The organism is Vibrio sp. Makdt (assembly GCF_027587015.1).
Lineage (GTDB): Bacteria > Pseudomonadota > Gammaproteobacteria > Enterobacterales > Vibrionaceae > Vibrio > Vibrio chagasii_B.
In genome coordinates this window covers 222,149-246,025 of record NZ_JAPPTH010000006.1, presented here as the reverse complement: position 1 = coordinate 246,025, position 23,877 = coordinate 222,149, and the positions used below count along the sequence as shown (strand labels likewise).

20 protein-coding genes are annotated in these 23,877 nt (G+C 44.6%); 9 read left to right on the top strand and 11 right to left on the bottom strand.

All coding sequences use genetic code 11. The annotated features are described in order from the left end of the window. The first annotated feature begins 9 nt into the window (after positions 1-9). On the top strand, positions 10-489 hold the full coding sequence (gene folA / locus OH460_RS10265; protein ID WP_269996990.1) for a type 3 dihydrofolate reductase: 480 nt from the start codon (positions 10-12) through the stop codon (positions 487-489). Positions 490-610: 121 nt separating this feature from the next. Here the strand turns inward: folA and OH460_RS10260 are convergent, their stop codons facing one another. The 6 genes from OH460_RS10260 to lptD form a co-directional block, all read right to left on the bottom strand. Beyond that, positions 611-1,414: a symmetrical bis(5'-nucleosyl)-tetraphosphatase gene (locus tag OH460_RS10260; protein WP_269996989.1), complete on the bottom strand. Its 804-nt coding sequence runs from the start codon at positions 1,412-1,414 to the stop codon at positions 611-613. 27 nt (positions 1,415-1,441) lie between these two features. After that, the gene (gene apaG / locus OH460_RS10255) at positions 1,442-1,822 is read right to left on the bottom strand and encodes a Co2+/Mg2+ efflux protein ApaG (protein WP_004740817.1); all 381 of its coding nucleotides are present in this window, start codon (positions 1,820-1,822) and stop codon (positions 1,442-1,444) included. Between the two features lie 89 nt (positions 1,823-1,911). Next, positions 1,912-2,727 carry a 16S rRNA (adenine(1518)-N(6)/adenine(1519)-N(6))-dimethyltransferase RsmA gene (gene rsmA / locus OH460_RS10250; RefSeq protein WP_061033536.1) on the bottom strand — a complete coding sequence of 272 codons (816 nt, stop codon included), beginning with the start codon at positions 2,725-2,727 and terminating at the stop codon, positions 1,912-1,914. Beyond that, positions 2,724-3,713 carry a 4-hydroxythreonine-4-phosphate dehydrogenase PdxA gene (pdxA, locus tag OH460_RS10245; protein WP_269996988.1) on the bottom strand — a complete coding sequence of 330 codons (990 nt, stop codon included), beginning with the start codon at positions 3,711-3,713 and terminating at the stop codon, positions 2,724-2,726. Before pdxA ends, rsmA begins: the two co-directional genes overlap by 4 nt. Further along, the gene (gene surA / locus OH460_RS10240) at positions 3,703-4,998 is read right to left on the bottom strand and encodes a peptidylprolyl isomerase SurA (RefSeq protein ID WP_269996987.1); all 1,296 of its coding nucleotides are present in this window, start codon (positions 4,996-4,998) and stop codon (positions 3,703-3,705) included. The genes pdxA and surA overlap by 11 nt, the downstream gene beginning before the upstream one ends. A gap of 43 nt (positions 4,999-5,041) precedes the next feature. Further along, positions 5,042-7,420, bottom strand: coding sequence for an LPS assembly protein LptD (gene lptD, locus OH460_RS10235; RefSeq protein WP_269996986.1), 2,379 nt, complete (start codon positions 7,418-7,420; stop codon positions 5,042-5,044). Between the two features lie 149 nt (positions 7,421-7,569). Here lptD and djlA point away from each other — a divergent pair, with 149 nt between their 5' ends. After that, on the top strand, positions 7,570-8,424 hold the full coding sequence (djlA, locus tag OH460_RS10230) for a co-chaperone DjlA (protein WP_239962283.1): 855 nt from the start codon (positions 7,570-7,572) through the stop codon (positions 8,422-8,424). 61 nt (positions 8,425-8,485) lie between these two features. Continuing rightward, positions 8,486-9,031 carry a DUF924 family protein gene (locus tag OH460_RS10225; protein ID WP_269996985.1) on the top strand — a complete coding sequence of 182 codons (546 nt, stop codon included), beginning with the start codon at positions 8,486-8,488 and terminating at the stop codon, positions 9,029-9,031. Positions 9,032-9,123: 92 nt separating this feature from the next. Here OH460_RS10225 and OH460_RS10220 read toward each other — a convergent pair whose 3' ends face one another. The 5 genes from OH460_RS10220 to leuA all read right to left on the bottom strand — a co-directional run bounded on the left by OH460_RS10220 (position 9,124) and on the right by leuA (position 14,949). Then, positions 9,124-9,906 (bottom strand): DUF547 domain-containing protein, encoded by a 783-nt coding sequence (locus OH460_RS10220; protein ID WP_269996984.1) that lies wholly within the window; start codon positions 9,904-9,906, stop codon positions 9,124-9,126. A 167-nt stretch (positions 9,907-10,073) separates the two neighbouring features. Next, the gene (gene leuD, locus OH460_RS10215) at positions 10,074-10,676 is read right to left on the bottom strand and encodes a 3-isopropylmalate dehydratase small subunit (RefSeq protein WP_102424499.1); all 603 of its coding nucleotides are present in this window, start codon (positions 10,674-10,676) and stop codon (positions 10,074-10,076) included. Positions 10,677-10,690: 14 nt separating this feature from the next. Next, positions 10,691-12,103: a 3-isopropylmalate dehydratase large subunit gene (leuC, locus tag OH460_RS10210; protein ID WP_269996983.1), complete on the bottom strand. Its 1,413-nt coding sequence runs from the start codon at positions 12,101-12,103 to the stop codon at positions 10,691-10,693. Between the two features lie 111 nt (positions 12,104-12,214). Next, positions 12,215-13,306, bottom strand: coding sequence for a 3-isopropylmalate dehydrogenase (leuB, locus tag OH460_RS10205; RefSeq protein ID WP_269996982.1), 1,092 nt, complete (start codon positions 13,304-13,306; stop codon positions 12,215-12,217). A 95-nt stretch (positions 13,307-13,401) separates the two neighbouring features. After that, positions 13,402-14,949, bottom strand: coding sequence for a 2-isopropylmalate synthase (gene leuA, locus OH460_RS10200; RefSeq protein WP_008219998.1), 1,548 nt, complete (start codon positions 14,947-14,949; stop codon positions 13,402-13,404). 568 nt (positions 14,950-15,517) lie between these two features. On the opposite strand from leuA, the gene OH460_RS10195 reads away from it, so the two are divergent. The 6 genes from OH460_RS10195 (at position 15,518) to leuO (ending at position 23,766) form a co-directional block, all read left to right on the top strand. Next, entirely contained in the window at positions 15,518-16,177 is a 660-nt protein-coding gene (locus OH460_RS10195) for a TetR/AcrR family transcriptional regulator (RefSeq protein WP_137407196.1), read from the top strand. Then, entirely contained in the window at positions 16,177-17,514 is a 1,338-nt protein-coding gene (locus OH460_RS10190; protein ID WP_269996981.1) for an efflux RND transporter periplasmic adaptor subunit, read from the top strand. The genes OH460_RS10195 and OH460_RS10190 overlap by 1 nt, the downstream gene beginning before the upstream one ends. Continuing rightward, entirely contained in the window at positions 17,511-20,618 is a 3,108-nt protein-coding gene (locus tag OH460_RS10185; RefSeq protein ID WP_269996980.1) for an efflux RND transporter permease subunit, read from the top strand. The genes OH460_RS10190 and OH460_RS10185 overlap by 4 nt, the downstream gene beginning before the upstream one ends. Positions 20,619-20,825: 207 nt before the next feature. Further along, entirely contained in the window at positions 20,826-21,350 is a 525-nt protein-coding gene (locus OH460_RS10180; RefSeq protein WP_269996979.1) for a phosphatase PAP2 family protein, read from the top strand. Between the two features lie 54 nt (positions 21,351-21,404). After that, positions 21,405-22,460, top strand: coding sequence for an MJ1255/VC2487 family glycosyltransferase (locus tag OH460_RS10175; protein ID WP_269996978.1), 1,056 nt, complete (start codon positions 21,405-21,407; stop codon positions 22,458-22,460). 346 nt (positions 22,461-22,806) lie between these two features. Beyond that, a complete protein-coding gene (gene leuO / locus OH460_RS10170) occupies positions 22,807-23,766 on the top strand; it encodes a transcriptional regulator LeuO (protein WP_061033548.1) in 960 nt (319 codons plus the stop codon). The last annotated feature ends 111 nt before the right edge of the window (positions 23,767-23,877 follow it).

Below are 23,877 nucleotides of genomic sequence, written 5' to 3'. Positions count from 1 at the left end.
TTTCGATTTATGATCATCAGTATGATTGCAGCAATGGCCAATAACCGTGTAATAGGTAAAGATAATCAGATGCCTTGGCATTTACCTGCGGACTTCGCATGGTTCAAGCGCTCAACGATGGGTAAACCTGTAGTCATGGGCCGTAAAACCTATGATTCGATTGGACGTCCTTTACCTGGTCGATTAAACATTGTGATCAGCCGTGATGCGAACTTGGAAATTGAAGGAGTGACCACGGTAACTTCGATTGAAAAAGCTCTGGATCTAGTCAGCGATGTTGAAGAGGTGATGATCATCGGTGGTGGCTCAATCTATGAAAGCTGCCTACCTAAAGCAGATAAGCTGTACCTGACTTATATCGATTTTGATGTTGATGGTGATACTCAATTCCCTAATTGGGGAGAAGGTTGGAAGCAGAGCTTTAGCGATACGTATCAAGCGGATGAGAAAAACAAACACAATATGGAGTTTGTGATCCTTGAACGTTAACCGTGGTTATCAATAGCTAGTCTCAGAAAAACGCTTGCGTTACTGTACCAAGGTAGCGCAAGCTTCTCGTATCTCGTATCTCGTATCTCGTATCTCGTATCTCGTATCTCGTATCTCTTTTTTATAACGCTTTTTGCGTAAAAAACTGTTTATCTTCCCAGCGAAGTACAGTCAGCTCTCCTCCCCAAACACATCCCGTGTCTAGTCCTATTACATCTTTACCTTGATAGCCTTCAAGTGCAGCCCAGTGGCCAAAAACAACCGTTTTATCTAATTTGATGCGCTGTGGTAGGTCAAACCATGGCACTAATGGTTCATTAGTAATTTCACTTGGTGGTAGTTTGCATGCCATGTCGAGCCGAGCATTGGTAAAGCAGAAACGCATTCGGGTAAGGCTGTTGATCGCATAACGGTAACGTTCAATATCTTGCAAATTAACGTCCCATAGATCGGGTGTATTACTATACATATTCTCGATGAGCCACTGCCACTTTTCCGATCGTAATAGCGTGACGATTTCTTGATTCTCTATGCGAGCTCGTTCAAGGTTCCATTGTGGCGAAATACCTGCGTGAGACATTATGAATTCAGGATGCTCTTGAATTAACGGTTGCTGCCTCAACCATTCGAGTAGAGACTCACGATCTTCAGCATCTAGGATAGCTTGCGTCTTATCTTTAGGCTTTGCTGGAAATAACCCTAGAGATACCGCAAGCAGGTGTAGGTCGTGATTGCCCAATACCACCTTTGCGGAATCGCCTAAACTGCGAATAAAACGCAGTGTTTCTAGAGATTTAGGGCCTCGGGCAACTAAGTCACCAGCGACCCACAAGGTATCGTGTTGTTGATTAAAGTTGATGGTTTCGAGCAATAACTGAAGTTCGTCGAAGCATCCTTGGATGTCTCCGACAATATAATTCGACACAGTATTTTCCTGTAGCTGCAAAGGTAGTTAGTTAAGAATATTAGGAATGGCGAGTCTGAATGGGTCGACTTCGGCAATAAAATCGATGCCCTTATGATCGGTCATGACATAGTGACCTTGCATGACACCCACGGGTGTTTCGATAACAGTACCACTGGTGTAAGTGTATTCGTCATTGGACTCGATAATCGGTTGCTGACCAACCACGCCATCGCCTTCAATCGTCAGTTGCTTGCCGTTAGAGTCGGTAATTAACCAACGACGTGACATTAGTTGAACCGTGCTTTTACTTAGGTTTTTGATAGTAATGATGTAGGCGAAGACGTAACGATTCTTCGTAGGTTCAGACTGCTCTTCTATGTACTTAGAGTGAACCTGGCATTTGATACAAGGCGTAGATATATCCATATTCGCACCTTTTGTTGTTGATATACTTAATGTAATTAAAGTATTACATAAAAAAGGCTCCTAACCGAAGTGTAGGAGCCTTTTTTATTTTATTTGTCAGCGTTGTGGCTGTCGTGCAACCAGTTCGCCATATCGACAAACTGTTCGAGTGTTAGGTTCTCAGGGCGCATGCTTGGGTTGATGCCAAGCTCTTCTAGTACGTCCTTATCAATCAAACTCTTGTAGCAGTTACGAACGGTTTTACGACGTTGGTTAAAGCCTTCACGACATACACGATCTAGCCATTTTAGGTCTTTAGCCGGGTAAGGCAGCACTTCATATGGCTGAAGACGCACAACTGCAGAATCTACCTTCGGTGGCGGAACGAAAGCCGTTGGTGGTACTTCCAGTACAGGTGTGACTTTACAGTAGTATTGAGCCATTACCGTCAGACGACCGTATGCTTTGCTACCAGGGCCTGCAGCTAAGCGGTTCACTACTTCTTTTTGTAGCATAAAGTGCATGTCTTGGATGTCTTTATGGAATTCAAAAAGGTGGAACATCAGCGGTGTCGAGATGTTGTATGGCAAGTTACCAAAGATACGAAGCTTATTGTTTGGTTTAACAAGTTGCTCGAAGTCGAACTTCATCGCATCACCTTCGTGGATCGTCAGCTTATCAGCTAGGTCCGGGTGGTTACGAAGACGTTCTGCAAGGTCTCTATCCAATTCGATAACAGTAAATTTATCGACAAGCTTACCTACCGGCTCAGTAATTGCGCCAAGGCCAGGGCCGATCTCTACTAGGTTTTGACCTGGTAGTGGGTTAATGCTCGATACGATGCCATCAATAATGTATGGATCGTTAAGGAAGTTTTGACCAAAACGTTTACGCGCTTTGTGTCCTAAGTGGACATCATTTCTCATTGCTTTTTCTCTACTAATTCAATGGCGTGCGTGAGCGCTGTTCTAAAGCTCCCTGTATCGGCTTGGCCTTTCCCGGCCAAGTCTAAGGCGGTACCGTGGTCGACTGATGTGCGAATAAACGGTAAGCCAAGCGTGATGTTCACTGAGCGACCAAACCCTTTGTATTTCAATACCGGGAGTACTTGGTCGTGATACATACCTAAAACAGCATCTGCATCTTGCAAATATTTTTCATTAAAGATGGTGTCTGCTGGCAATGGGCCAACCAAATTAATCCCATCTTTTTGACGAATTTTTTCTAGCGTAGGGGTGATGGTTTCAATTTCTTCACGTCCTAAACAACCATCTTCACCGGCATGTGGATTCAAACCACATACGTAGATAGTTGGTCTCTCAATCGCAAACTTTTCGACCAAATCTTTATTCAGAATCGCAATGATTTGCTCTAATCTGTCTGCAGTCACTGCTTGAGATACATTAGCTAGTGGGATATGTGTTGTTACTAATGCAACACGCAGCCCTTCTGTTGCCAACATCATCACCACAAGTGGCGTGTTGGACTTCTCTGCAAAGAACTCGGTATGGCCGCTAAAAGCAACGCCAGCTCGGTTAATTACACCCTTGTGAACGGGGCCGGTGACAATAGCATCAAATTCATCATTCATACAGCCAATTGCTGAGGTTTCTAAAGTATTTAATACGTAATGACCATTGGCTTCGTTAAGTTGACCTGCAACCGCGCTTTCAGCAAGTGGGATGTGTTTCACAACCAATGTGCCAGAGCGTTGCGGCTGCTTAGGTGCAGCAGCGTCGTAATCTAACAGTTCTACTTCAATACCCAGCAGTTCAGCACGTTCCGCGAGTAGGTTTTTATCTGCACAAACCACAAGTTGATGAGGCCAGCTTTCTTGAGATAGCGCTAGAGTTAAGTCTGGTCCTATCCCTGCTGGTTCACCCGCGGTAATGACAATACGTTTAGTTGTCATCTTGGTCGTCCTCAACCATTTCCACAAAGGCACTTGCTCGTACTTCTTGCAGCCAAGCCCCAGCTTCTTCGTTGAACTTACGGTTAAATAAAATTTGGTAAGCTTTGTTTTTCAAAGCTGAATCAGTACGGTCGACTTCACGGCGGTCCAGTACTTCGACAATGTGCCAGCCATGAACGGTTTTAAATGGCGCACTAACTTTACCTTCCGGCAGTGTTTCTACTTGGTGTTTGAATTCAGGTACGTACAAATCCGGTGTTTGGTAGCCTAACTCACCGTCCTGAACGGCTGAGCCCGGGTCTTGGCTGTATTGCTGAGCCATGTCACCGAAGCTTGCTTCACCTGCATTTACACGACGAGTGATCTCTTCAAGCTGCTCTTTAGCACCATCATCGCTTAGGATTACAGTTGGTTTTATCAGGATATGACGAGCATTCACTTCGGTAACTGCTACAGTCTCTAAGCCTTTCACATCTTCAATTTTTAGAATGTGGAAGCCGACGCCGCTGCGGAAAGGACCAATGATGCTGCCTTTATTTTGCATTTTGATTTGGTCTGCAAAGATGGTTGGCATCTCTTCTTTACGCATCCAACCCCAATCACCACCTTGTAGGGCTTTAGGGCCTTTAGAGTAAGTATAAGCCATAGTGCTGAAGTCTTTACCAGAGTTAAGTTCTTCAACAAGTTCTTTGGCTTGAGCTTCTAGCTCTTCTTTGGTTTGGTCATCGTTGAAACGAAGCTGAATGTGCCCAATCTTGTATTGAACTGTCGCATTCGTCTCTTGAGCAAGGATATCTGCTAGGTTGTCTACTTCTGCTGGAAGAATGTTGATACGGCGACGAACAAGAGCATTACGAGCTTCACTTGCCGCGATCTCTTTTCTTACCTGCTCGCGAAACGCGTTGTAGCTTAGGCCTTCTTCTGCAACCGATGCGGTGAGTTGCTCTACGGTTTGGTTGTTGTCTTTGGCGATGCCCTCAATCGCTTGATCAAGTCGAGCATCATCAATACGAACACCGATACGTTCTGCTTCTTGAGTCTGGATGGTATCGATAATTAACTTTTCAAGTACTTGCTCATCAAGCACGTCTTGAGAGGGTAATGTCTGACCGCTTTTCTTCGCATTTGCTCGTAGCGTTTTCATCGATGTATCGATGTCGCTCTGCAAGATCACGCCCTCGTTGACGATCACTCTTACGCTATCGAGTTCAACTGGTGCAGCAAAGCTTGTTGATACAGTGCAAGCTGCTGCGATAGCGATTAATGTGCGTTTCCACAATGTCATGTGTAATCCTTTAAATTTACTGATGTGTTATCAATAAAGAAAATTAGTTATTTAAGAAGAATGGGCGACCGTAGCTCAAAGAGTTATCGGAACTGCTATCCCCAACTGCGCCAGAATCAGAGCCGATATTGGTACCAAAGCCAATAATACCGAAGTTCACACTGAAGTTGTTTTCATAAATCGGTTGTGCTGAAGGATTGTTGATATCTCTTTCTGTCCATTCTTGAAGTTGGTTACTGTAGGTAAAACCAATATACCAACAATCTGATCTGTAGTTTAAACGGGCTAGCCATTCTAAGTTTTCTTGAGTCGTTAAATCATAAAAATACTGTGCACTCGCGCTCCATTTTGCGGATATCTTATATGCACCTAGCAAACCAGCTTGTGAGATACCATCTCTTGTGATGGACGATACGTCAAAATCTACAGTTTCATTTATGTATTCTTCGGTTACATAACGATAGTTTGTTTGTATATAACCTTCTGCAAATCGGTACTCAAGTGTACTGTTCGCTAATTGCATTGCAGAAGAGTCGATATCGTATTGCACGCCACCATGATAGAAAAGGAAATCATCATAGTTGAAGTCCATTTCAATAGCCCAGGAAGAATAATTGGTTTTCTCATTAGCCCCTTCACTACTCAGGGTTTGCTTTGTATCTTTATCAAAATAAAATATTTGACCAAAGGATATATTTAACCTTTCTTTATATTCGTCATCAAAGAAACGAGATGATGCGCCATAGCTGACTTGGTTTGCTGCAGCTATTTGATCTACACCGCTGTATTTTCGGCTTCTAAATAGACCGTAGTAGTCGGTTTGTAGTAGCGTCGTGTCGTACAAGCCAATATTACTTTGATCTTTCTCTGGAACATAAAGATACTGCACCTGTGGTTCTAAGGTTTGAGTGTAGTTACCAACAACAGTGGTACCTCGCTCAAGAACAATTCCAGCATGGCTTCTAAATTCAGGTATGACACGAGACACGCTATCTTCAAGCCCGTAATATGGGTTCTTATTATCTGGGTTGTTATTAATATATTCATTACTTGTATCAACACCATCAAGATCCTGCTGATAGTACGTACCAAGCAGTCGAGCTTCTGTAGTCCAAGTTCCCCAAGTATTTCCTACAGGAATCGTAATGCCAGGCTCAACATGTAGTCGTGTAGCGGATGGTTTGCCCGATGCATCTGTATCGAACAATGACACATGACTAATGAGGTCAAAATCTAAATACTCCATGATCTCTGGAGCATAGTAGTTGTATTCAAGTTGTGGCATTAACCTGTAAGGTAGGTTGTTTGTTGAGTTTGTCAGAACTTGGAAATCTCGGACGAGTATAGAAGCATCCCAATTTTGTGAGCGATAGGTCGCTTGCCCCTCTTGCAATAACTGCCCGTCTTCCCTGTTACCTATACTAGAGCCATTGATATCTCTGAAGTAATCTACATCACTTACTTTTGAGTAGTCCACTTCAAACAACCAAGACTCTTGGAAGATACCTGAGTGTTCTAGTTGGGCTCCCCAGCGAGCCCCTTTCTCTGGATTTTTTGCATCGTCGGGTAAGTATTCTGATTTAATATTACCGGAGCCAAATTCACTTAAGTACCTGAATTTATTGTCTAACTGAGTGCCTCGCTCTTGCATGTACTTGAACGTCGTTTCCAAGTCATAGTTTGGTGCCAAGTTCCAATACACAGGGATCTCGGCTTCAAACCCGTCGCTTGAACCGTAAGATACGGTTGGGTATAGGAAACCTGTCTTACGAGTGTCACCAACTGGTACGGTCAAGTAAGGCAAGTAGAAGACGGGAACACTTTGAATTTCAAAACGTGGGTTATAAAAAGTAGCCTGCTCTTCGTCTTGATCGACACTAATGCTTGATGCTCTCAGACGCCACGCATTGTCCCCAATAGGACAAGAGGTGATCGAACCATCTTCGATCTCATAAACCGCTTTACCTGTTTTTGCGATATAAACTGCATCGCCACGGCCTGGTTCACATAGAAATTCGTAGTCGGTGTTTTCTAGCGTCATTTCATCAGTCGTCAGATTATTAGTTGCTCTGTCTGATATTGATTTAATTTGACCATCACTAAAGTTTACGTTGCCTTCAGCTACAACGATGTTTTCTTGCTGATGCAGAGTTACGTTATCAGCAAGGATTGTTTTGTTTCCTTGCGTAACTCTGACATCACCTGAATATATTGCCTTGTCACCATTGATAGCCTCTAAGCGATCTGACTCAACATGAGCGGGTAGTTGAGTCTCGTTTTCTGCAGCGGGCTCGATCAAGCATTGATCTATAGAGGGCATTTCCTGCACACTACTATCGGTTATTGTTTCAGCTTGAGTTGTCGACACGTATAACGCCGTACTTATAGACGCGGCTAACAAGGTGCGGGAAAAAGATTGCATGAAGTTGAACTATCCTGTGTCACTAGATGAAGGGTTGATCTAGTATCAATCCAATTAATAAAGCATTTTCCTTATGATAAAGGAAATATTAGCATTCAGCATCATCAGACAGCATTACTCAGATAAAATTCATAGATAGAGAACACATAATGCAAATATTTGGCAAAATTTTGGGCGCTTTCTTTGGCTTTCTATTTGGAGGGCCACTTGGTTTAGTTTTTGGTCTATTTTTAGGACACCAATTCGATAAAGCTCGCCGATTGAACCAATCTGGGTTCAACACCTCTGGTTTTGGGCGTGGTCCAAACCAAGCTGAAAGACAAAACGAGTTTTTCAAATCTGCATTTGCGGTTATGGGGCATGTTGCTAAAGCGAAAGGCCAAGTAACTCGCGAAGAGATTCAACTGGCTTCCACTATGATGGAGCGTATGAATCTTCATGGTGAACAGCGCAGAGCGGCGCAAGATGCATTCCGCGAAGGAAAAGAGAGTGACTTCCCGTTAAATGATGTCCTTGAACGAGTCAAAATCTCATCGGGTGGACGTTTTGACCTTCTTCAGTTCTTCTTGGAGCTTCAAGTATCAGCAGCATTCGCTGATGGAAGCCTGCATCCAAGTGAGCGTCAGGTTCTTCATAAGATTGCTCAAGGTCTTGGCTTTTCTGCCGAGCAACTTGAGCGCCGTTTACAGATGCAAGAGGCGGCATTTCGCTTCCAACAGCAGGGCGGAAGCTTCGGCGGCGGTCATCACCAAGGGCAGTCGTCTGGTTGGCAACAAGCATCACAACAAAACCAACTTGGCGATGCATTTAAGGTGCTAGGTGTAAGTGAAAGTGCGGATGGCAAGGAAGTGAAAAAGGCCTACCGTAAGCTGATGAATGAGCACCACCCAGATAAACTGATGGCGAAAGGTCTCCCGCCAGAAATGATGAACGTTGCAAAAGAGAAATCGCAAGAAATTCAAAATGCTTACGACCTAATTAAGAAGGTCAAAGGGTTTAAGTAATCGAACATAAGGCCGAGTAATGGTAAGACGTTACTCGGCTTTTTTATTTAAAGGAATAAATATGACTATCAGTTATCAAGATGTTCTGGGCTTTTGGTTTGATGAGCTAACACCAAAGGATTGGTTTACTGGTGGTGAACACATTGATGCTTTGATTAAAGAGCGATTCTCGGATTTACACCAAGCTGCAACTCAGGGGGAGCTGTTTGAATGGCGACAAATTGCACAAGGGCGCTTAGCTGAGATTATTGTATTGGACCAGTTTTCAAGAAACATCGGCAGAAATAGCCCTGCTGCATTTTCAGCTGACCCTATGGCGTTAGCATTGGCACAGGAAGCGGTAGCGGGTGGTTTTGACCATCAACTTGACCAGCAGCAGAAAAGCTTTCTTTACATGCCTTATATGCACAGTGAATCTCTATTAATTCACGAACAGGCGGTCGAGTTGTTTTCTCAAACGGGATTAGAACATAATTTGGATTTTGAGTTTAAGCACAAGGTTATCATCGAGCGTTTTGGTCGCTACCCGCACCGTAATGAAGTGTTAGGAAGAGCATCAACACCAGAAGAAGTTGAATTCTTGCAGCAGCCTGGTTCAAGTTTTTAGCTCTAGAACACAGTGAAATAGATGAAAAGAGGCTAGTGGTTAATATACCACTAGCCTCTTTTTTGTTTTAGTCGTGAGCGACTGGCAGCAAGCTATTTTGCTTGGTTGAGTGACCAATCGTACTCATAGCTGATTTTGTCGGTATTCTTTACAGGCTCAGCTCGATATTGATCTAAGTGTTGAATCAGCTGCTGTTGGTTACCAAAGTCCACTGTGAACCACTCATAAATCGATGATAGCTGGAGCTTATTGCCTTTAACCACCACACCTTTGTCACTATTCACAAACTCAGAGGCTGCTTGTTCCAGTAGAGTTTCTGTGTTGTCAGAAGTAAAGGCTTGAGGCTGGAGGTTTGGACACCCTAGGCTGGCACAGTTTACGGCGTAGTGTGTGCGTGGATCTCGCCATATTGGTCTTAGGATGCGGTGCTCAATGTCGTTGAGTGTCAGTGATTTACCATTTACTGATACGACATCATCTCCCCATGGCCCAAAGCTAAACAGACCGCCGAGTTTAGTGATAGATTTTACTGGGTAGGCATCGAGAATTAATTCAACAGTCACGGCATTGTATAGATTGACCCAGTAAGCGTACTGCTCTGCTTTTGGGTACTCGAGTGGGTTCATCTGCTCTAACTGCTTGATGTATTGTTTCAGCTTTGACTTATCTGTAGCGGTCACTGCTTGATAACGAACTAACGTATTTTGCCCTTGTTTAACCAAGTAGCTATCGAGGAATTGCTGCCAGCTTTGATGAGAAACTTGTTCTGAGTTGGCCTCATTACTTTGATTCCAGTACGGCCACAGTTCAGACTTAGGTGCCGACCAAGCTAAGGTTGAAAAAAGTAGGCTGATAATAACGAGTAGTTGTTTCATGGCATTCTCCTGATAGCTGACTACTAAGACCTTATGCTTTACGATTTTCTTTCATGGCTCTTTAGTTAAATAACAGATCAGAGTTTGTAGACACTTTAGACTAAAGCTGAACCAAATAAAAAAGGTTGGCACTTGGCCAACCTTTGGATTTATTTAGAAACGTCTCATTATTTTAGGAAGCTAGGAATCTTAGCTTCAAACTCTGAAATCTTATCAGCGTGTTGCAGCGTTAGACCGATGTTGTCTAAACCGTTCAGTAGGCAGTGACGACGGAACTCATCAATTTCAAACGAGTATTGTTTGCCATTTGCGCTCACTTTCATTGCTTCTAGATCAACGGTAACCTCTGCGCCTTCGTTCGCTTCTACGAATTGGAAAATCTCATCCACTTCTTGCTCAGTCAATCGAACAGGAACCATTTGGTTGTTGATTGAGTTACCGTAGAAGATGTCTGCAAAGCTTGGCGCAATCATCACTTGGATGCCGTAATCAGCAAGTGCCCAAGGTGCGTGTTCACGAGATGAACCACAACCAAAGTTTTCACGAGCAAGCAGGATTGAAGCGCCTTGGTAACGCGGAGCATTCATCACGAATTCTGGGTTTGGCTGTTCGCCAGCATCGTCTAGGAAGCGCCAGTCATGGAATAAGTGCTTACCAAAACCAATGCGGTTCACTTTCTGTAGGAACTGCTTTGGAATGATCGCATCAGTATCGATGTTGGCCGTATCTAGAGGAACGACTAATCCGGTGTGTTGTTGAAAACCTGACATGTTAAATCCTCTAATTAAAGTTTACGAATATCGACGAAGTGACCTGCGATAGCGGCTGCGGCTGCCATTGCAGGGCTAACTAGGTGCGTACGACCATCACGGCCTTGGCGACCTTCAAAGTTACGGTTTGATGTAGACGCGCAGCGCTCTTGTGGACCAAGGCGGTCGTTGTTCATTGCAAGACACATAGAACAACCTGGTAGGCGCCACTCAAAACCTGCTTCTTTGAAGATAACATCCAAACCTTCCGCTTCAGCTTGCGCTTTTACTTGCTCAGAGCCCGGAACGATCAGCGCTTGTACATGTTCAGCCACTTGGCGACCTTTCGCTACCGCTGCTGCAGCACGCATGTCTTCGATGCGAGAGTTAGTACAAGAGCCAACAAACACTTTATCTACGTTGTAATCTGATAGAGATTTACCCGCTTCTAGGCCCATGTATGCCAATGCTTTTTCAGCTGATGCTTTTTCAACAGGGTCTGCGAAGCTTTCTGGTGCTGGGATAGGCGCATCAACAGAAATTACCTGACCAGGGTTAGTACCCCAAGTGACTTGCGGCTTGATGTCTGCCGCTTCTAGAGTTACGACAGCATCAAACTCTGCGTCAGCATCGGTTTTTAGTGTGTTCCAGTATTCAACGGCTGCGTCAAACTCTTCACCTTCTGGAGAGAACTTGCGACCCTTGATGTATTCGTAGGTGGTTTCATCCGGTGCAATTAGTCCTGCTTTAGCACCCAACTCGATAGCCATGTTACATACTGTCATACGACCTTCCATCGTAAGGTCAGTAATCGCCTCACCACAGAATTCAACCACGTAGCCAGTACCGCCTGCCGCTGTTGTTTTACCAATGATCGCTAGCACGATATCTTTGGCAGTGATGCCTGGAGCAACCTTGCCTTTTACTTCGATCTTCATGGTTTTAGCGCGAGCTTGTTTTAGCGTTTGAGTTGCTAGAACGTGCTCAACTTCTGAAGTACCGATACCGAATGCTAATGAACCAAATGCACCGTGTGTTGCAGTGTGCGAGTCACCACAAACGATAGTCATACCCGGTAGGGTAATACCTAGCTCAGGACCCATGACGTGCACAATACCTTGGTATTTATGGTTTAGGTCGTAAAGCGTTACACCAAACTCTTCACAGTTTTTCGATAGCGTTTCCATTTGGATACGAGCCATCTCGCCAGAAGCGTTAATGTCTTTGGTTTGGGTTGATACGTTGTGATCCATGGTCGCGAAAGTTTTGCCGACTTGGCGTACTTTACGGCCTTTTTCACGCAGGCCATCAAAGGCTTGAGGTGACGTTACTTCGTGGACTAGGTGACGGTCGATATAAAGAATCGGGTTTTCGCCTTCCGCTGCTACTGCAACGTGCGCGTCGTAAACTTTTTCGTATAAGGTTTTGGCTTGCTGGTTTGTCGACATAGCTTTTCTTCCTTGGGAGCATCAGTCCCAGTGTTTGTTTCTAGCCAAGTCACGCACTTTGGATGACTTGGCTGGATATTATTCTTATGTACTTGCTTTAGAGCGTTATGCTTATGAAGCTAAGATGTACTCTGCAATCTTGTGTCCCATTTCAGAGGTGCTTAGTGCTTGTTTATCGCCTGCTAGGTCTGCTGTTAGCTCGCCTGCTGAAAGCGCTTTAGATACCGCTGTTTCAATGTCTTGTGCTGCCGCTTCTTCGCCTAGGCTGTAACGAAGCATTAGTGCTGCAGAAAGAATTTGTGCAACTGGGTTTGCGATATTCTTACCTGCGATATCTGGTGCACTGCCGCCCGCTGGTTCGTATAGGCCGAAGTTGCTTTCGTTCAAGCTTGCAGAAGGAAGCATACCCATAGAGCCTGTGATCATTGCACACTCATCAGAGATGATGTCACCAAAGATGTTTGAACATAGCATTACGTCAAACTGAGATGGGTCTTTGATTAGCTGCATGGTCGCGTTGTCGATGTACATGTGGTTTAGCGTGACATCTGGGTAATCTTTTGCGATTTCTTCAACCACTTCACGCCATAAGATAGAGCTCTGCAGAACGTTCGCTTTGTCGATTGAGTAAACGTTTTTGTTACGTAGACGTGCAGATTCAAACGCAATCTTGGCAATACGTTCGATTTCGTAACGGTGGTAAACCTCGGTATCAAAAGCTTTTTCCGTTGCGCCTTCGCCTTCACGACCTTTAGGTTGGCCGAAGTAGATGCCGCCAGTTAGTTCACGAACTACAACGATGTCGAAGCCGTTACCTGAGATGTCAGCACGCAAAGGCGAGAAAGACTCTAGACCTTTATGGATTTGTGCAGGACGTAGGTTACAGAACAGTTGGAAGTGTTTACGGAGAGGAAGTAGGGCACCACGCTCAGGTTGGTCATTTGGTGGAAGGTGTTCCCACTTAGGACCGCCAACTGAGCCGAAAAGTACAGCGTCAGACTCTTCACAACCTTTCACTGTAGACTCTGGTAGTGGGCAACCGTGGTTATCAATTGCAATACCACCAACATCATACTCTTCGCGAGAAAAGCTAATCGCATGCTTCTTTTCGATCGCGTCTAGCACCTTATGTGCTTGCTGCATTACTTCTGGGCCAATGCCATCACCAGGTAGTACGGCAATTTTGTATGATTTATCAGTCATGTTAATCCTTTAATTCTTGTTACTGAGCATGAGCTCGTTTTAAATTTTGTCCCTAAAGCCAATAACATCGGCTCTAGGGCTCTGTTATTGGGTATTTAAACTGTCGCGATTTTTTGCTGCTTCATTTCAGCAATCGTGTCTGCACGTTGAATGCTGTTGATAACGTGCAATAGCGCCTGACCAGAAGCTTCAACGATATCTGTTGAAACGCCTGTGCCGTGGTACTTACGACCTTTATAGTTAGCAATGATGTCAGCTTGGCCTAAACCATCTTCACCTTCACCTTTCGCGGTTAGGTCGAACTTATCTAGTACGATTTCGTAGCCAGTTAAGCGGTAGATACACTGGTATAGCGCATCAACAGGACCGTTACCGACAGCGGCTTCGCACTTCTCTTCATCACCACATTGCAGCTTGATGCTGGTTGTAGACATTACACTACCAGATTGTACGCTTAGGTAGTTAAGTTTGTAGAAGTCATCTTCGTCACGTAGATTCGCGAAGTGCATTAATGCTTCTAAGTCGTAATCGAAGACTTGGCCTTTACGGTCAGCAAGCTTCAAGAAGTCTTCGTACAATGAATCTAGGCTGTACTCGTTGTCTTTGTAACCCATTGCGTCCATATGGCTCTTAACAGCAGCACGACCACTACGGCTGGTTAGGTTCAACGCCTTGTTTTTCAAGCCAATAGACTCAGGAGTCATGATCTCGTAAGTGTTTTTGTTCTTTAGCATGCCATCTTGGTGGATACCTGAAGAGTGGCTGAATGCGTTAGCACCAACGATCGCTTTGTTGTCTTGAATCGGCATGTGGCAAAGTTGGCTCACCAATTTACTGGTGCGGTGGATCTCTTGGTGATCTAGGCCGGTATGAACACCTAATAACTCTTGACGAGTCTTGATGATCATTGCGATCTCTTCTAAAGAACAGTTACCCGCGCGTTCACCAATGCCGTTAATGGTACCTTCTACTTGGCGAGCACCCGCTTGTACCGCTGCGATTGAGTTAGCAACCGACATGCCTAAGTCATCGTGACAGTGAACTGAGATGATTGCTTGGTCGATGTTGGGTACGCGGTCAAATAGCGTTTTGATAATACCGCCAAACTCGTTAGGCACTGTGTAGCCCACTGTGTCTGGAATGTTGATGGTTTTTGCACCCGCGTTGATGGCAGCTTCAACCATACGGCATAGATTATCGATAGGTGTACGCCCTGCGTCTTCACAAGAAAATTCAACATCGTCTGTGTAGTTACGTGCGTGTTTAACGGCCTTGACTGCCATCTCTACCACGTCATCGTAGCTGCGACGCAACTTATCTTGAACGTGAACCGTCGATGTAGAAATAAAGGTGTGAATACGGAACTGCTCTGCCACTTTTAACGCTTCTGCTGCTGCATCGATATCTTTCGCTACCGCACGAGAAAGCGCACAGATACGGCTATCTTTAATGTTCTTTGCGATAGTTTGTACTGACTCAAAATCACCTGGTGATGACACTGGGAAGCCAGCTTCGATTACGTCCACACCCAGTCTTTCAAGTGCATAAGCAATTTGTAACTTCTCTTTTACTGTCAGGCTTGCAGCTAGAGCCTGCTCGCCGTCACGTAAAGTCGTATCAAAAATTATCACTTGATCGTTCATGGGTGCTTCCTTATATCGATATTGTATCGATTGCTATCCAAATTATTATTGAGAATGATGTTCTTTTAAAAGTGCCAGTTACAAAAAAACCCGCTCAGCGCGGGTTTTAATATTTGTGTAGTTCTTGACCCACAACTTACCCGCGCGATTGGTTCACGATAAGGAGAAGTTTCAGCAGTCGAGAAGAAGAAAAAATCATTACACAAATATCCGTAAATAAACTGTTAACACCATATGTACCGTAATTTATTCTGAGCGTCAAACAAGAAAATCCAATATCAGCATACATTAGCGGCGTTTTGGTTTGGTTTGTGCTGTTAGATTTGTGTTTATTGGTTTTATCATCTGCTTGGGGTTTTCTGGTTGGGCGGTTAGTTTATCGTTTGGCTTATGTGTAGGTTAAAACTTTGTAGTAAATCTTTTTAATGGAACGATTCACCAAAAAAATCACAAGCGCGTTTAAATTAATTAATCAATTGATTAAATAGTGAGTAATTAATCTTCTGCCAGTGTATCGATTTATCCCTATAATTAATCGTGTGATTAATTAGGTTAGTAGGTTTCAGTGATGGCAGGGCGCAAAGCTGGACGACCGCAGCAGAATCTCGATGTCAGGCAGTTGCTTATTGAGCATGCTCGTGATCTGTTCGTTGTTCAACCGTATGACAAGGTATCCACTCGTTTAATTGCTGAACGAGCTGGTGTGAATATCGCGATGATTCGTTATTACTTTGGTAACAAAGCAGGGTTGTTTGAAGCAATGCTGCGTGAAACGTTGCGACCAATGCAGCTGCAGATGCATAAGCTGGTAGCAGAGAGCAGCCACGAGAACTTTCTCGATTTAATGCGGACTTACTACAAAGAGATGGTCAAGGTTCCTAAGTTCCCTCGATTAATTGCCCAAGTGATGAATATGCCGCCTTCAGAGGTGCAGAGAGAGCTGCTAGAGAAGGTCTTTCTCGATGTAACCAAACCCGCCCAAGATGTCATTTTTGAAAAGCTGATGGCACAAGGCGTTTTGCGTAAGGATATGGATCCTAAGCTCTGCCGCGTATCGTATATAAGTTTGATGGTGTTTCCATTTATAGCACCTCCGCCTTTGCTGGCTATTCATGGCATCGAGCTTAATGAAGCCTTTCTCAACCGATTAATCGAACACAACATTCAACTGATGACGGAAGGCTTTATCAATGCACCAAGCCCTTCATCTTTGCAGGAACCAAAATAATGAGAATAAATAAAAAGCTCCTTTTCTTCCCAGCCCTAGCCGTTGGTGTGATTGGTCTAGTGGTGGCGATTAACTTGAAGCCAGATTTACCAACTAAGCCTGCCGGCGACAGGGCGCGTTTGGTTGAAACTGTCAGTTTAGAGAAGCAGATGATCGCGCCATTGGCGGTTGGTTTTGGCAAAGTGGTACCTAAGGTTGAATGGAAAGCGATTGCCGAAGTAACAGGACAGATCGTTTATCGACACCCTGATCTTGAGAAAGGGCAAGTGATCCCAGCAGGAACTGAGGTGCTTAAGATCGATCCTTTGGATTACGAGTTGAAGTTGGTACAAGCCGAAGCAGATCTTAAATCGAGCCAGACCTCACTAGAGAAACTGAACCAAGAAGAACAGAACCTGAAACAGACACTGAAGATCGAAAAAAATCGTTTAGTGATCAGTAATAAAGAGCTACAACGTAAACAAGATCTGCGTAAGAAAGGGCTGACCTCTCAGTCCGATGTCGATCTTCAACAGCAGAGCGCACTCTCCCAACAGAAGCTGGTGTTAGATATACAGAACCAAATCGCCTTAATGCCAGATGAAAAACGCGTCGCGGAAGCGGTGATTAAGGTCAACATATCTAAAGTGAAAGAGGCGCAACGCTCTCTCGATAAGACCACTATCACTTTGCCACGAGCGATGCGAATAGCTCAGGTTGATATCGAACAAAATCAAGTAGTTAATCTTCAACAAGAGATGTTTATTGCTCACGGGATTAATGTCATGGAAGTGGAGGCGCAACTTTCTATTCACGATATGCAAACTTTAGCCTCCAGCTTTAACCAATTTCCTCGCGATGCTGCAGGAATCCCTAATCCTTATGAAGCGCCAATCAAAGCAAGCATTCAACTTAACAGCGGCAACCTGAACCTCAGTTGGCCAGCGAAGGTGGCAAGAATCAGCGAAACGGTTGATGAAAACCAAGCGACAGCGGGGATTATTCTCGAGATCGCTCAAGATTACTCGCAATTGCAACCAGACAGCGCAACGCCTTTAGTTAACGGTATGTTTGTCAAAGCCGAGATTGAAGGTGTCGCCAATCTAAGTTGGGTGGTTCCAGAGCGAGCACTGCATGGTGATAAGGTTTATCTGATGGATGACAACCAGCGTTTGCAAGTGGTCAATGTTGAAGTGCTTTATCGCAGAGACAATCAAGTGGTTGTGAGTGGCGAACTACAAACTGGAGATAAACTGGTTCTCAATGATGTCCTGCCAGCAATCGAGGGCATGTTACTGAGAGAGTCCAACTCTGAAGAGGCTGAGCTTGAATCAGATACTCAGGAGAGTGCGTCATGATCAAGTTTTTCTCTCGGCACCCAACAGCAGCAAACTTGTTGATGCTTGGGTTGTTGATCTTGGGTATCAGCTCACTATCAACCATCAAACGTGAAACCTTCCCCGCTTACGATCCGCCTTACATTATGGCTGCGATTGTCTATCCCGGCGCCTCTCCACAAGAAGTGGAAGAGAGCTTGTGTGTGCGAATGGAGGATGCAGTAGACGGCTTAGCCAACATTGAAGAGACTCAGTGTGAAGCGATCGAAGGCAGCGCCCGTTTAATTCTCAAGTTAAATGAGAAAGCGGACATCGGCCGAATGCTGGTGGATGTGCAAACCCAGATCAACTCGATCAATGATTTTCCAACTGAGATTGAGTCGCCTGTTGTTCAAGAGCTAGATTGGAATGAGCCGGTTGTTGATATCGCTATCACAGCCGAAACGTCGTGGCCGGAACTTAAGGCCTACGCGGAAGATCTTAAGCGTACCATGAAGCTTGATTACGATGTCTCTTTGGTCGAGGTCAGCGGCTTCTCTGATCATCAATATCGAGTGGAACTGGATACCCAAGCTATTCGTCAGTTGGGTTTGAGTGTCGGTGATATCGCGGATCAAATTGGTCGACAGAATGTAAAACTGCCGAGCGGTAACGTTGAAACACCAGATAAAAACTTCCTGATTCGTTTCGACGAGAGACGAATTACGCCTGTTGAACTGGAAAGCATCGTGGTTGGATCTGCGCCTAATGGCTCGGTGATCCGTTTGAGAGACATAGCCAAAATAACCGACCGCTTTGAGCTTGATGAACAGAAGGTGTTATTTGATGGCAAGCCTTCGGCGCTGCTTAAGATCAGTAAGAACAAAGAAGACGATGCGCTGCGAATCAAAGAGAACGTAACACGATTCGTTGAAGATCAAAGCGCGATTGCTCCTGATGGGGTGACACTACAAATGACCAACGATCTCTCTTCTGTACTTTGGGATCGTCTAACCATGATGGTGAGCAATGGCTGGCAAGGTATTGTACTGGTATTCGCCACCATGTGGCTGTTCTTCAGCTTACGTTATTCGTTTTGGGTCGCGGCGGGGTTGCCGGTAGCCTTCCTTGGTGGTTTGTTCTTAATGGCCAATCTTGGTTTGTCGATTAACATTATGTCTCTGGTCGGATTGTTGATGGCAATCGGTATTATGATGGATGACGCCATCGTGATCGCCGAGTCGATAGCGTCCCATTTAGATCGGGGGCAGAGCGTAGATGATGCGGTGTACAACGGCGTTAAGAAAGTGCTTCCTGGAGTACTGTCTTCTTTCTTAACCACTGTGTGTATTTTCGGTAGCTTACTGTTTCTTGATGGCGAGATGGGTGCGGTGCTTAAGGCCGTTCCTCAAGTATTGATTTTGGTGCTGTCGTTGAGCTTGATTGAAGCCTTCCTGATTCTACCTAATCACTTATCTCATTCATTACATAAAGAAAAAAATGATAAGCCAGCGCTGCGCTTTAAAGTGGTGTTGCTTGAGAAGTTTGAGAACTTCCGTAATACCACTTTGATGAACATGGTTGAGAAAGTCGTGACCTTCCGCTACGCCTTTATGGGCGGAGTGATTACGTTGTTGTTACTTTCGGTCGCCTTGATTGCTGGTGGCGTTGTTAAGTTTCAACCTTTCCCTGAGCTAGATGGTGATATCGCCGAGGCGCGTATTATTCTTCCGCCGGGCGCATCACTGTCTCAAACCGAGAAAGTGGTCGACAAAATTGTCGCGTCTGCTGAGCGTTTGAACAAGCAATGGAGCGAAGAGGTTGAAGAAGGCAATACACTGGTCGAGCACATAACTAGCCAATTCAATGCTAACGCCGATGCCAATGAATCTGGCCCGCACTTAGCCACAGTGCGCTTAGATTTACGCGGAGCAGAGAGCCGTAACACGGTTATCGATGACTTCATTGATGCGTGGCGTGAAGATATTGGCGATTTAGCGGATCCTATTTCATTGGTGTTCAAGCAGCCAACTATGGGCCCGGGTGGTCGTGCTATTGAAATCCGAGCCAAACATGATGACCTGAGCGCGTTGAAATCTGCTTCTTTGGATATTCAGGAGTACCTTAATCAGTTTGATGGGGTGCATGGCGTGCTTGATGACATGCGCATGGGTAAAGAAGAGATCTTAGTCAAGCTGCGCCCTGGAGCCGAAACCTACAATGTGAATGGGCAGATGATTGCGTCTCAGTTGCGAGCGGCTTTCTTTGGGCAAACGGCGGACGAGATTCAAATCGGCGTTGAGAATATTTCGATTGAAGTGCGTCTTGATAAGGAACAAGCGGGCGACATACAGCAGCTGGCTAACTTCCCAATCATTACCTCAGATGGCAGTCAGATCCCGCTAGCAACGTTGGCGACATTAGATTTCCAACGTAACTACGTACGAATTCAACGTATTGATGGGCTGAGAACCATCAGTATCTTTGGTGATATTGATAATAAGAAAGCGAGTTCATCCGCGATTTTGGCTCAGTTCCAAAAAGATGAAGCCGCCAAACTTATTCAGAAGTACCCGGGTTTACGCTTTGATTTCGAAGGGGAGGCCAAAGATGCGGCTAAGACGGGCGCTTCGATGGGTAAAGGATTCTTGCTCGGTCTGTTTGGTGTGTTTGCGATTCTGAGTTATCAATTCAGAAGCTATTTAGAGCCTGTAGTTGTGATGCTCGCGATTCCATTAGCCTTTATCGGAGTTGTAGTTGGTCACTGGGTGCTTGGTCATTCCTTAAGTATGCCAAGTATGATGGGCTTTGTGTCGCTTGCAGGGATTGTAGTTAACGACTCTATCTTACTCGTTCAATACATTCGTCATCACGTTGATGAAGGAGATAGCGTGCATGACTCGGTGGTGAAAGCGAGTCGTGAGCGTTTCCGTGCCGTGTTCTTAACCTCGATGACGACGGCAGCTGGTTTATTGCCTCTGCTCACCGAAACCAGTTTACAGGCTCAGGTTATTCAGCCTTTGGTTATCTCGATCGTATTTGGCATCTTTGCTTCAACCCTGCTGGTGCTGTTTATGATCCCTGCGGCTTACGCAATCTTGGCTGACTTCGGTTTAGTGAAAAAGCACGAGCCCCTTTCGCTATAGAGTTTTAAGTCAGAAATTAGAAATGAATAATAAAGCGGCCTAGGGTCGCTTTATTTTTTTATGAGGTGAATGAGCCTCTGATAGGGTTAAATCATCGGCTTCTCAACCGTGGAAAATTTCATTTTAGTTCATTCAAAACGTCACTTAACTGTCATTTGTTGGGCATAACTTGACCCTTAACTGAATAAGGATTGTTAAGGAGAACGTATGCGTACTATCGAACCTATTGTCCGCTGGGATGTGGCATTTTCTGTTTTCTGTTTAAAGAACCGTTTTAGTGGCCAACATGCGACGTTGAGTAAGGCGGTCTCTCATACGGGGGATGGTCACCTCTATATATTGATTGCTTTGATTGCATTGCTCGCCGATAGCAAAACGGGCAGCGATTTTCTGTTGGTGGGCTTAACTGCCTTCGCGATTGAGCTGCCAATCTATTGGCTTGCTAAAAATACTCTAAAGCGCCGTAGACCAGCTGAATTTTCCTCTTTGCTTCACTCTCATATTGTCCCATCAGATAAGTACAGCCTGCCATCTGGGCATGCCGCTGCTGCTTTTGTTATGGCGACATTAATCGGACATTTCTATCCGAGCTTATATCTCTTTAGTTTGATTTGGGCTGCAGCGATTGCTGGATCTCGAATATTACTCGGCGTGCACTTTTTAACGGACGTACTCATCGGTGCTGCTTTGGGCATAGCTTGTACCAGCCTTGCTATTAGCTTCATTCTTTAATTATCGAATGACCACATCACCAAGCGCTAAACCAGCGAATCGAAAGGAAGTTTCATGAAAATTTTATACGGCGTACAAGGCACTGGAAATGGTCATATTGCACGTGCAAGGGCAATGGCTGTCGCGTTTCGTCAACAAAACATCGATGTTGATTTTCTATTTTCAGGCCGAGAAGCAAGCAAGTACTTTTCGATGGAAGAGTTTGGCAACTACCAAGTTCGTAACGGCTTAACCTTTTATAGTGAACAAGGGCAGGTCAAATATGGAAAGACATTCATTAAGAATAATATCTGGCGCTTTCTTAATGAGGTTAAACAGATGGACCTTACACCCTATGACTTGGTGCTCAATGACTTTGAACCTGTAACAGCTTGGGCAGCCAAAAGGCAGGGAGTCCCTTGTATCGGAATCAGTCACCAGAATGCGTTTCGCTATGATGTTCCTAAAGAAGGGGGGAGCTGGATTGAGCACTCTGTTATTCAACATTTTGCGCCGACAGAACACTCGATTGGTTTGCATTGGTATCATTTCGAGCAACCAATATTGCCTCCTATCGTTCACACCTTAGCTCACCACGAGCAGACTAAAGCGCCGCAGGACTTCACATTAGTCTATTTGCCGTTTGAAGACCTTGAAGCGATTTCAGAGCTATTAATGAAGTTTGTTTCACACAATTTTGTCTGTTATCACCCGAATGTGATTGAGCGTAGCCAAGTCGAAAATATTACCTTCAAACCACTCAGCCATGCTGGTTTTCAATTCGACCTAAATCAGTGCTCTGGTGTGGTAGCGAATGGTGGGTTTGAACTGCCATCGGAAGCTCTAACTTTGGGTAAGAAACTACTGCTTAAACCTCTTGATGGGCAGTTTGAGCAGCAGAGTAATGTGGCAACACTTGAGGCGCTTGGATTAGCCCAAACGATGAGCTTTCTTGACCCAGCAATCTTGCGTGGTTGGCTCAACGAAAAACAGGCTGAGGTTGTCTCTTATCCAGACGTCGCTAGTGCACTTGTTGAGTGGGTTTTAGCCGGAAATTGGTCCAACCAAGATGACCTAAGAAAACAACTTTGGGACAAGGTGGATTTTCCAAGCTATGCATCACTCACCTAATCCATAAGTGGTGTTTTTGAATCGAATGGTCAATCAATTCATCGATTCAATAATTTGTAACAAATGTAACCAAACGATAGAACAGCTAAATAAGTCGAAATGAAACTCATAATTAGCGCATTTTATGTTTTTTTATAACTCTGTAAACTTATGATTTTTAAGTGTTAATTAATCATTAAGGTAAAATAAAATTATTCTTTATCAATCTTGTTGGTAGCTAGGGATGTATTGGTTAATAGTAGTGGTAATCCGAAACACATCGGTCTGATAAATATAAGAACTAGTGGTTATCTATTCCCATACCATTACAAATTTAACGCTGTCGTACCGACAAGAGGCAACTTGAATGTTAGATAAAAAAGACGCAATGAGTGCTATTGCTAGCTACAGAATGGAAAGCACACTTCGTGGAGTAGACTTAAACCTTTTGACTGTATTTGATGCAGTAATGCAAGAGCAAAACATTACACGTGCAGCTCACAATTTAGGTATGTCTCAGCCGGCAGTAAGTAACGCTGTGGCTCGCTTGAAAGTGATGTTTAACGACGAACTATTTATGCGCCAGGGTCGTGGTATTCAACCGACTCAACGTGCACGTCAGTTGTTCGGTCCTATCCGCCAAGCGCTTCAACTAGTACGCAACGAATTACCAAGCTCTGTGTTCTCTCCAGAGTCGTCTTCTCGCTTGTTCAAGCTTGCGATTTGCAGCCCTTGTGACATGCGTTTTGCACCTAAGATTATGTCGACTATCAACGAGCAAGCACCTAGCGTTAAACTGCACATGGATGCTGAATTTGATCGTCAACTTTCTGAGCGTATGCGCTACCAAGAAATCGACTTCGTGATCGATTACGCTCGCTTTGATGAGCAAGGTTTCTCAAGTACTGAGATCTTCCAAGACGAATTGGTTGTGGTTGCTTCGTCTTCTCACCCACGCATTAACGGTGAAGTGACAGCTGAAGAGCTATTGAACGAGAAGCACGCTAAACTGTCTCGCATTCACGGCCAACGCAGCTTCTCTGAGCAAGCATACCGTGACCTAGATTGCATGCCTTTCTACGAAGGTACGAGCCTAAGCAACGTACTTTACGTTGTTGGTCAATCAGAGTTAGTGACGATTGCACCTCGCTGGATGGTAGAGCACGCAGCAAACAAAGAGAACCTACAGATTCTAGATTTTCCATTCGATAATGCGGCAATCTCTGGCTACCTAAGCTGGCACGAATCAAGTGAAAAAGATAAGGGACACATTTGGTTACGAGATCAGCTGATGATGATCTGTGGCGAAGTAGTGGCGCTTAACTAAGCACTAAACTCTATGATTTATAAGCCCTAAGCTGGGAGTCTGGCTTGGGGCTTTTTTGTACCTGCTATTTTTGTTGATAGAAAACTTAGCGTGATACGTACTATTACTTAT

Bases quoted from the DNA above. Each gene is read 5' to 3' on its own strand.
- folA (WP_269996990.1), top strand. From the start codon at position 10: ATGATCATCAGTATGATTGCAGCAATGGCCAATAACCGTGTAATAGGT.
- apaG (WP_004740817.1), bottom strand. From the start codon at position 1,822: ATGGATATATCTACGCCTTGTATCAAATGCCAGGTTCACTCTAAGTAC.
- rsmA (WP_061033536.1), bottom strand. From the start codon at position 2,727: ATGAGAAATGATGTCCACTTAGGACACAAAGCGCGTAAACGTTTTGGT.
- pdxA (WP_269996988.1), bottom strand. From the start codon at position 3,713: ATGACAACTAAACGTATTGTCATTACCGCGGGTGAACCAGCAGGGATA.
- surA (WP_269996987.1), bottom strand. From the start codon at position 4,998: ATGACATTGTGGAAACGCACATTAATCGCTATCGCAGCAGCTTGCACT.
- lptD (WP_269996986.1), bottom strand. From the start codon at position 7,420: ATGCAATCTTTTTCCCGCACCTTGTTAGCCGCGTCTATAAGTACGGCG.
- djlA (WP_239962283.1), top strand. From the start codon at position 7,570: ATGCAAATATTTGGCAAAATTTTGGGCGCTTTCTTTGGCTTTCTATTT.
- OH460_RS10225 (WP_269996985.1), top strand. From the start codon at position 8,486: ATGACTATCAGTTATCAAGATGTTCTGGGCTTTTGGTTTGATGAGCTA.
- OH460_RS10220 (WP_269996984.1), bottom strand. From the start codon at position 9,906: ATGAAACAACTACTCGTTATTATCAGCCTACTTTTTTCAACCTTAGCT.
- leuD (WP_102424499.1), bottom strand. From the start codon at position 10,676: ATGTCAGGTTTTCAACAACACACCGGATTAGTCGTTCCTCTAGATACG.
- leuC (WP_269996983.1), bottom strand. From the start codon at position 12,103: ATGTCGACAAACCAGCAAGCCAAAACCTTATACGAAAAAGTTTACGAC.
- leuB (WP_269996982.1), bottom strand. From the start codon at position 13,306: ATGACTGATAAATCATACAAAATTGCCGTACTACCTGGTGATGGCATT.
- leuA (WP_008219998.1), bottom strand. From the start codon at position 14,949: ATGAACGATCAAGTGATAATTTTTGATACGACTTTACGTGACGGCGAG.
- OH460_RS10195 (WP_137407196.1), top strand. From the start codon at position 15,518: ATGGCAGGGCGCAAAGCTGGACGACCGCAGCAGAATCTCGATGTCAGG.
- OH460_RS10190 (WP_269996981.1), top strand. From the start codon at position 16,177: ATGAGAATAAATAAAAAGCTCCTTTTCTTCCCAGCCCTAGCCGTTGGT.
- OH460_RS10185 (WP_269996980.1), top strand. From the start codon at position 17,511: ATGATCAAGTTTTTCTCTCGGCACCCAACAGCAGCAAACTTGTTGATG.
- OH460_RS10180 (WP_269996979.1), top strand. From the start codon at position 20,826: ATGCGTACTATCGAACCTATTGTCCGCTGGGATGTGGCATTTTCTGTT.
- OH460_RS10175 (WP_269996978.1), top strand. From the start codon at position 21,405: ATGAAAATTTTATACGGCGTACAAGGCACTGGAAATGGTCATATTGCA.
- leuO (WP_061033548.1), top strand. From the start codon at position 22,807: ATGTTAGATAAAAAAGACGCAATGAGTGCTATTGCTAGCTACAGAATG.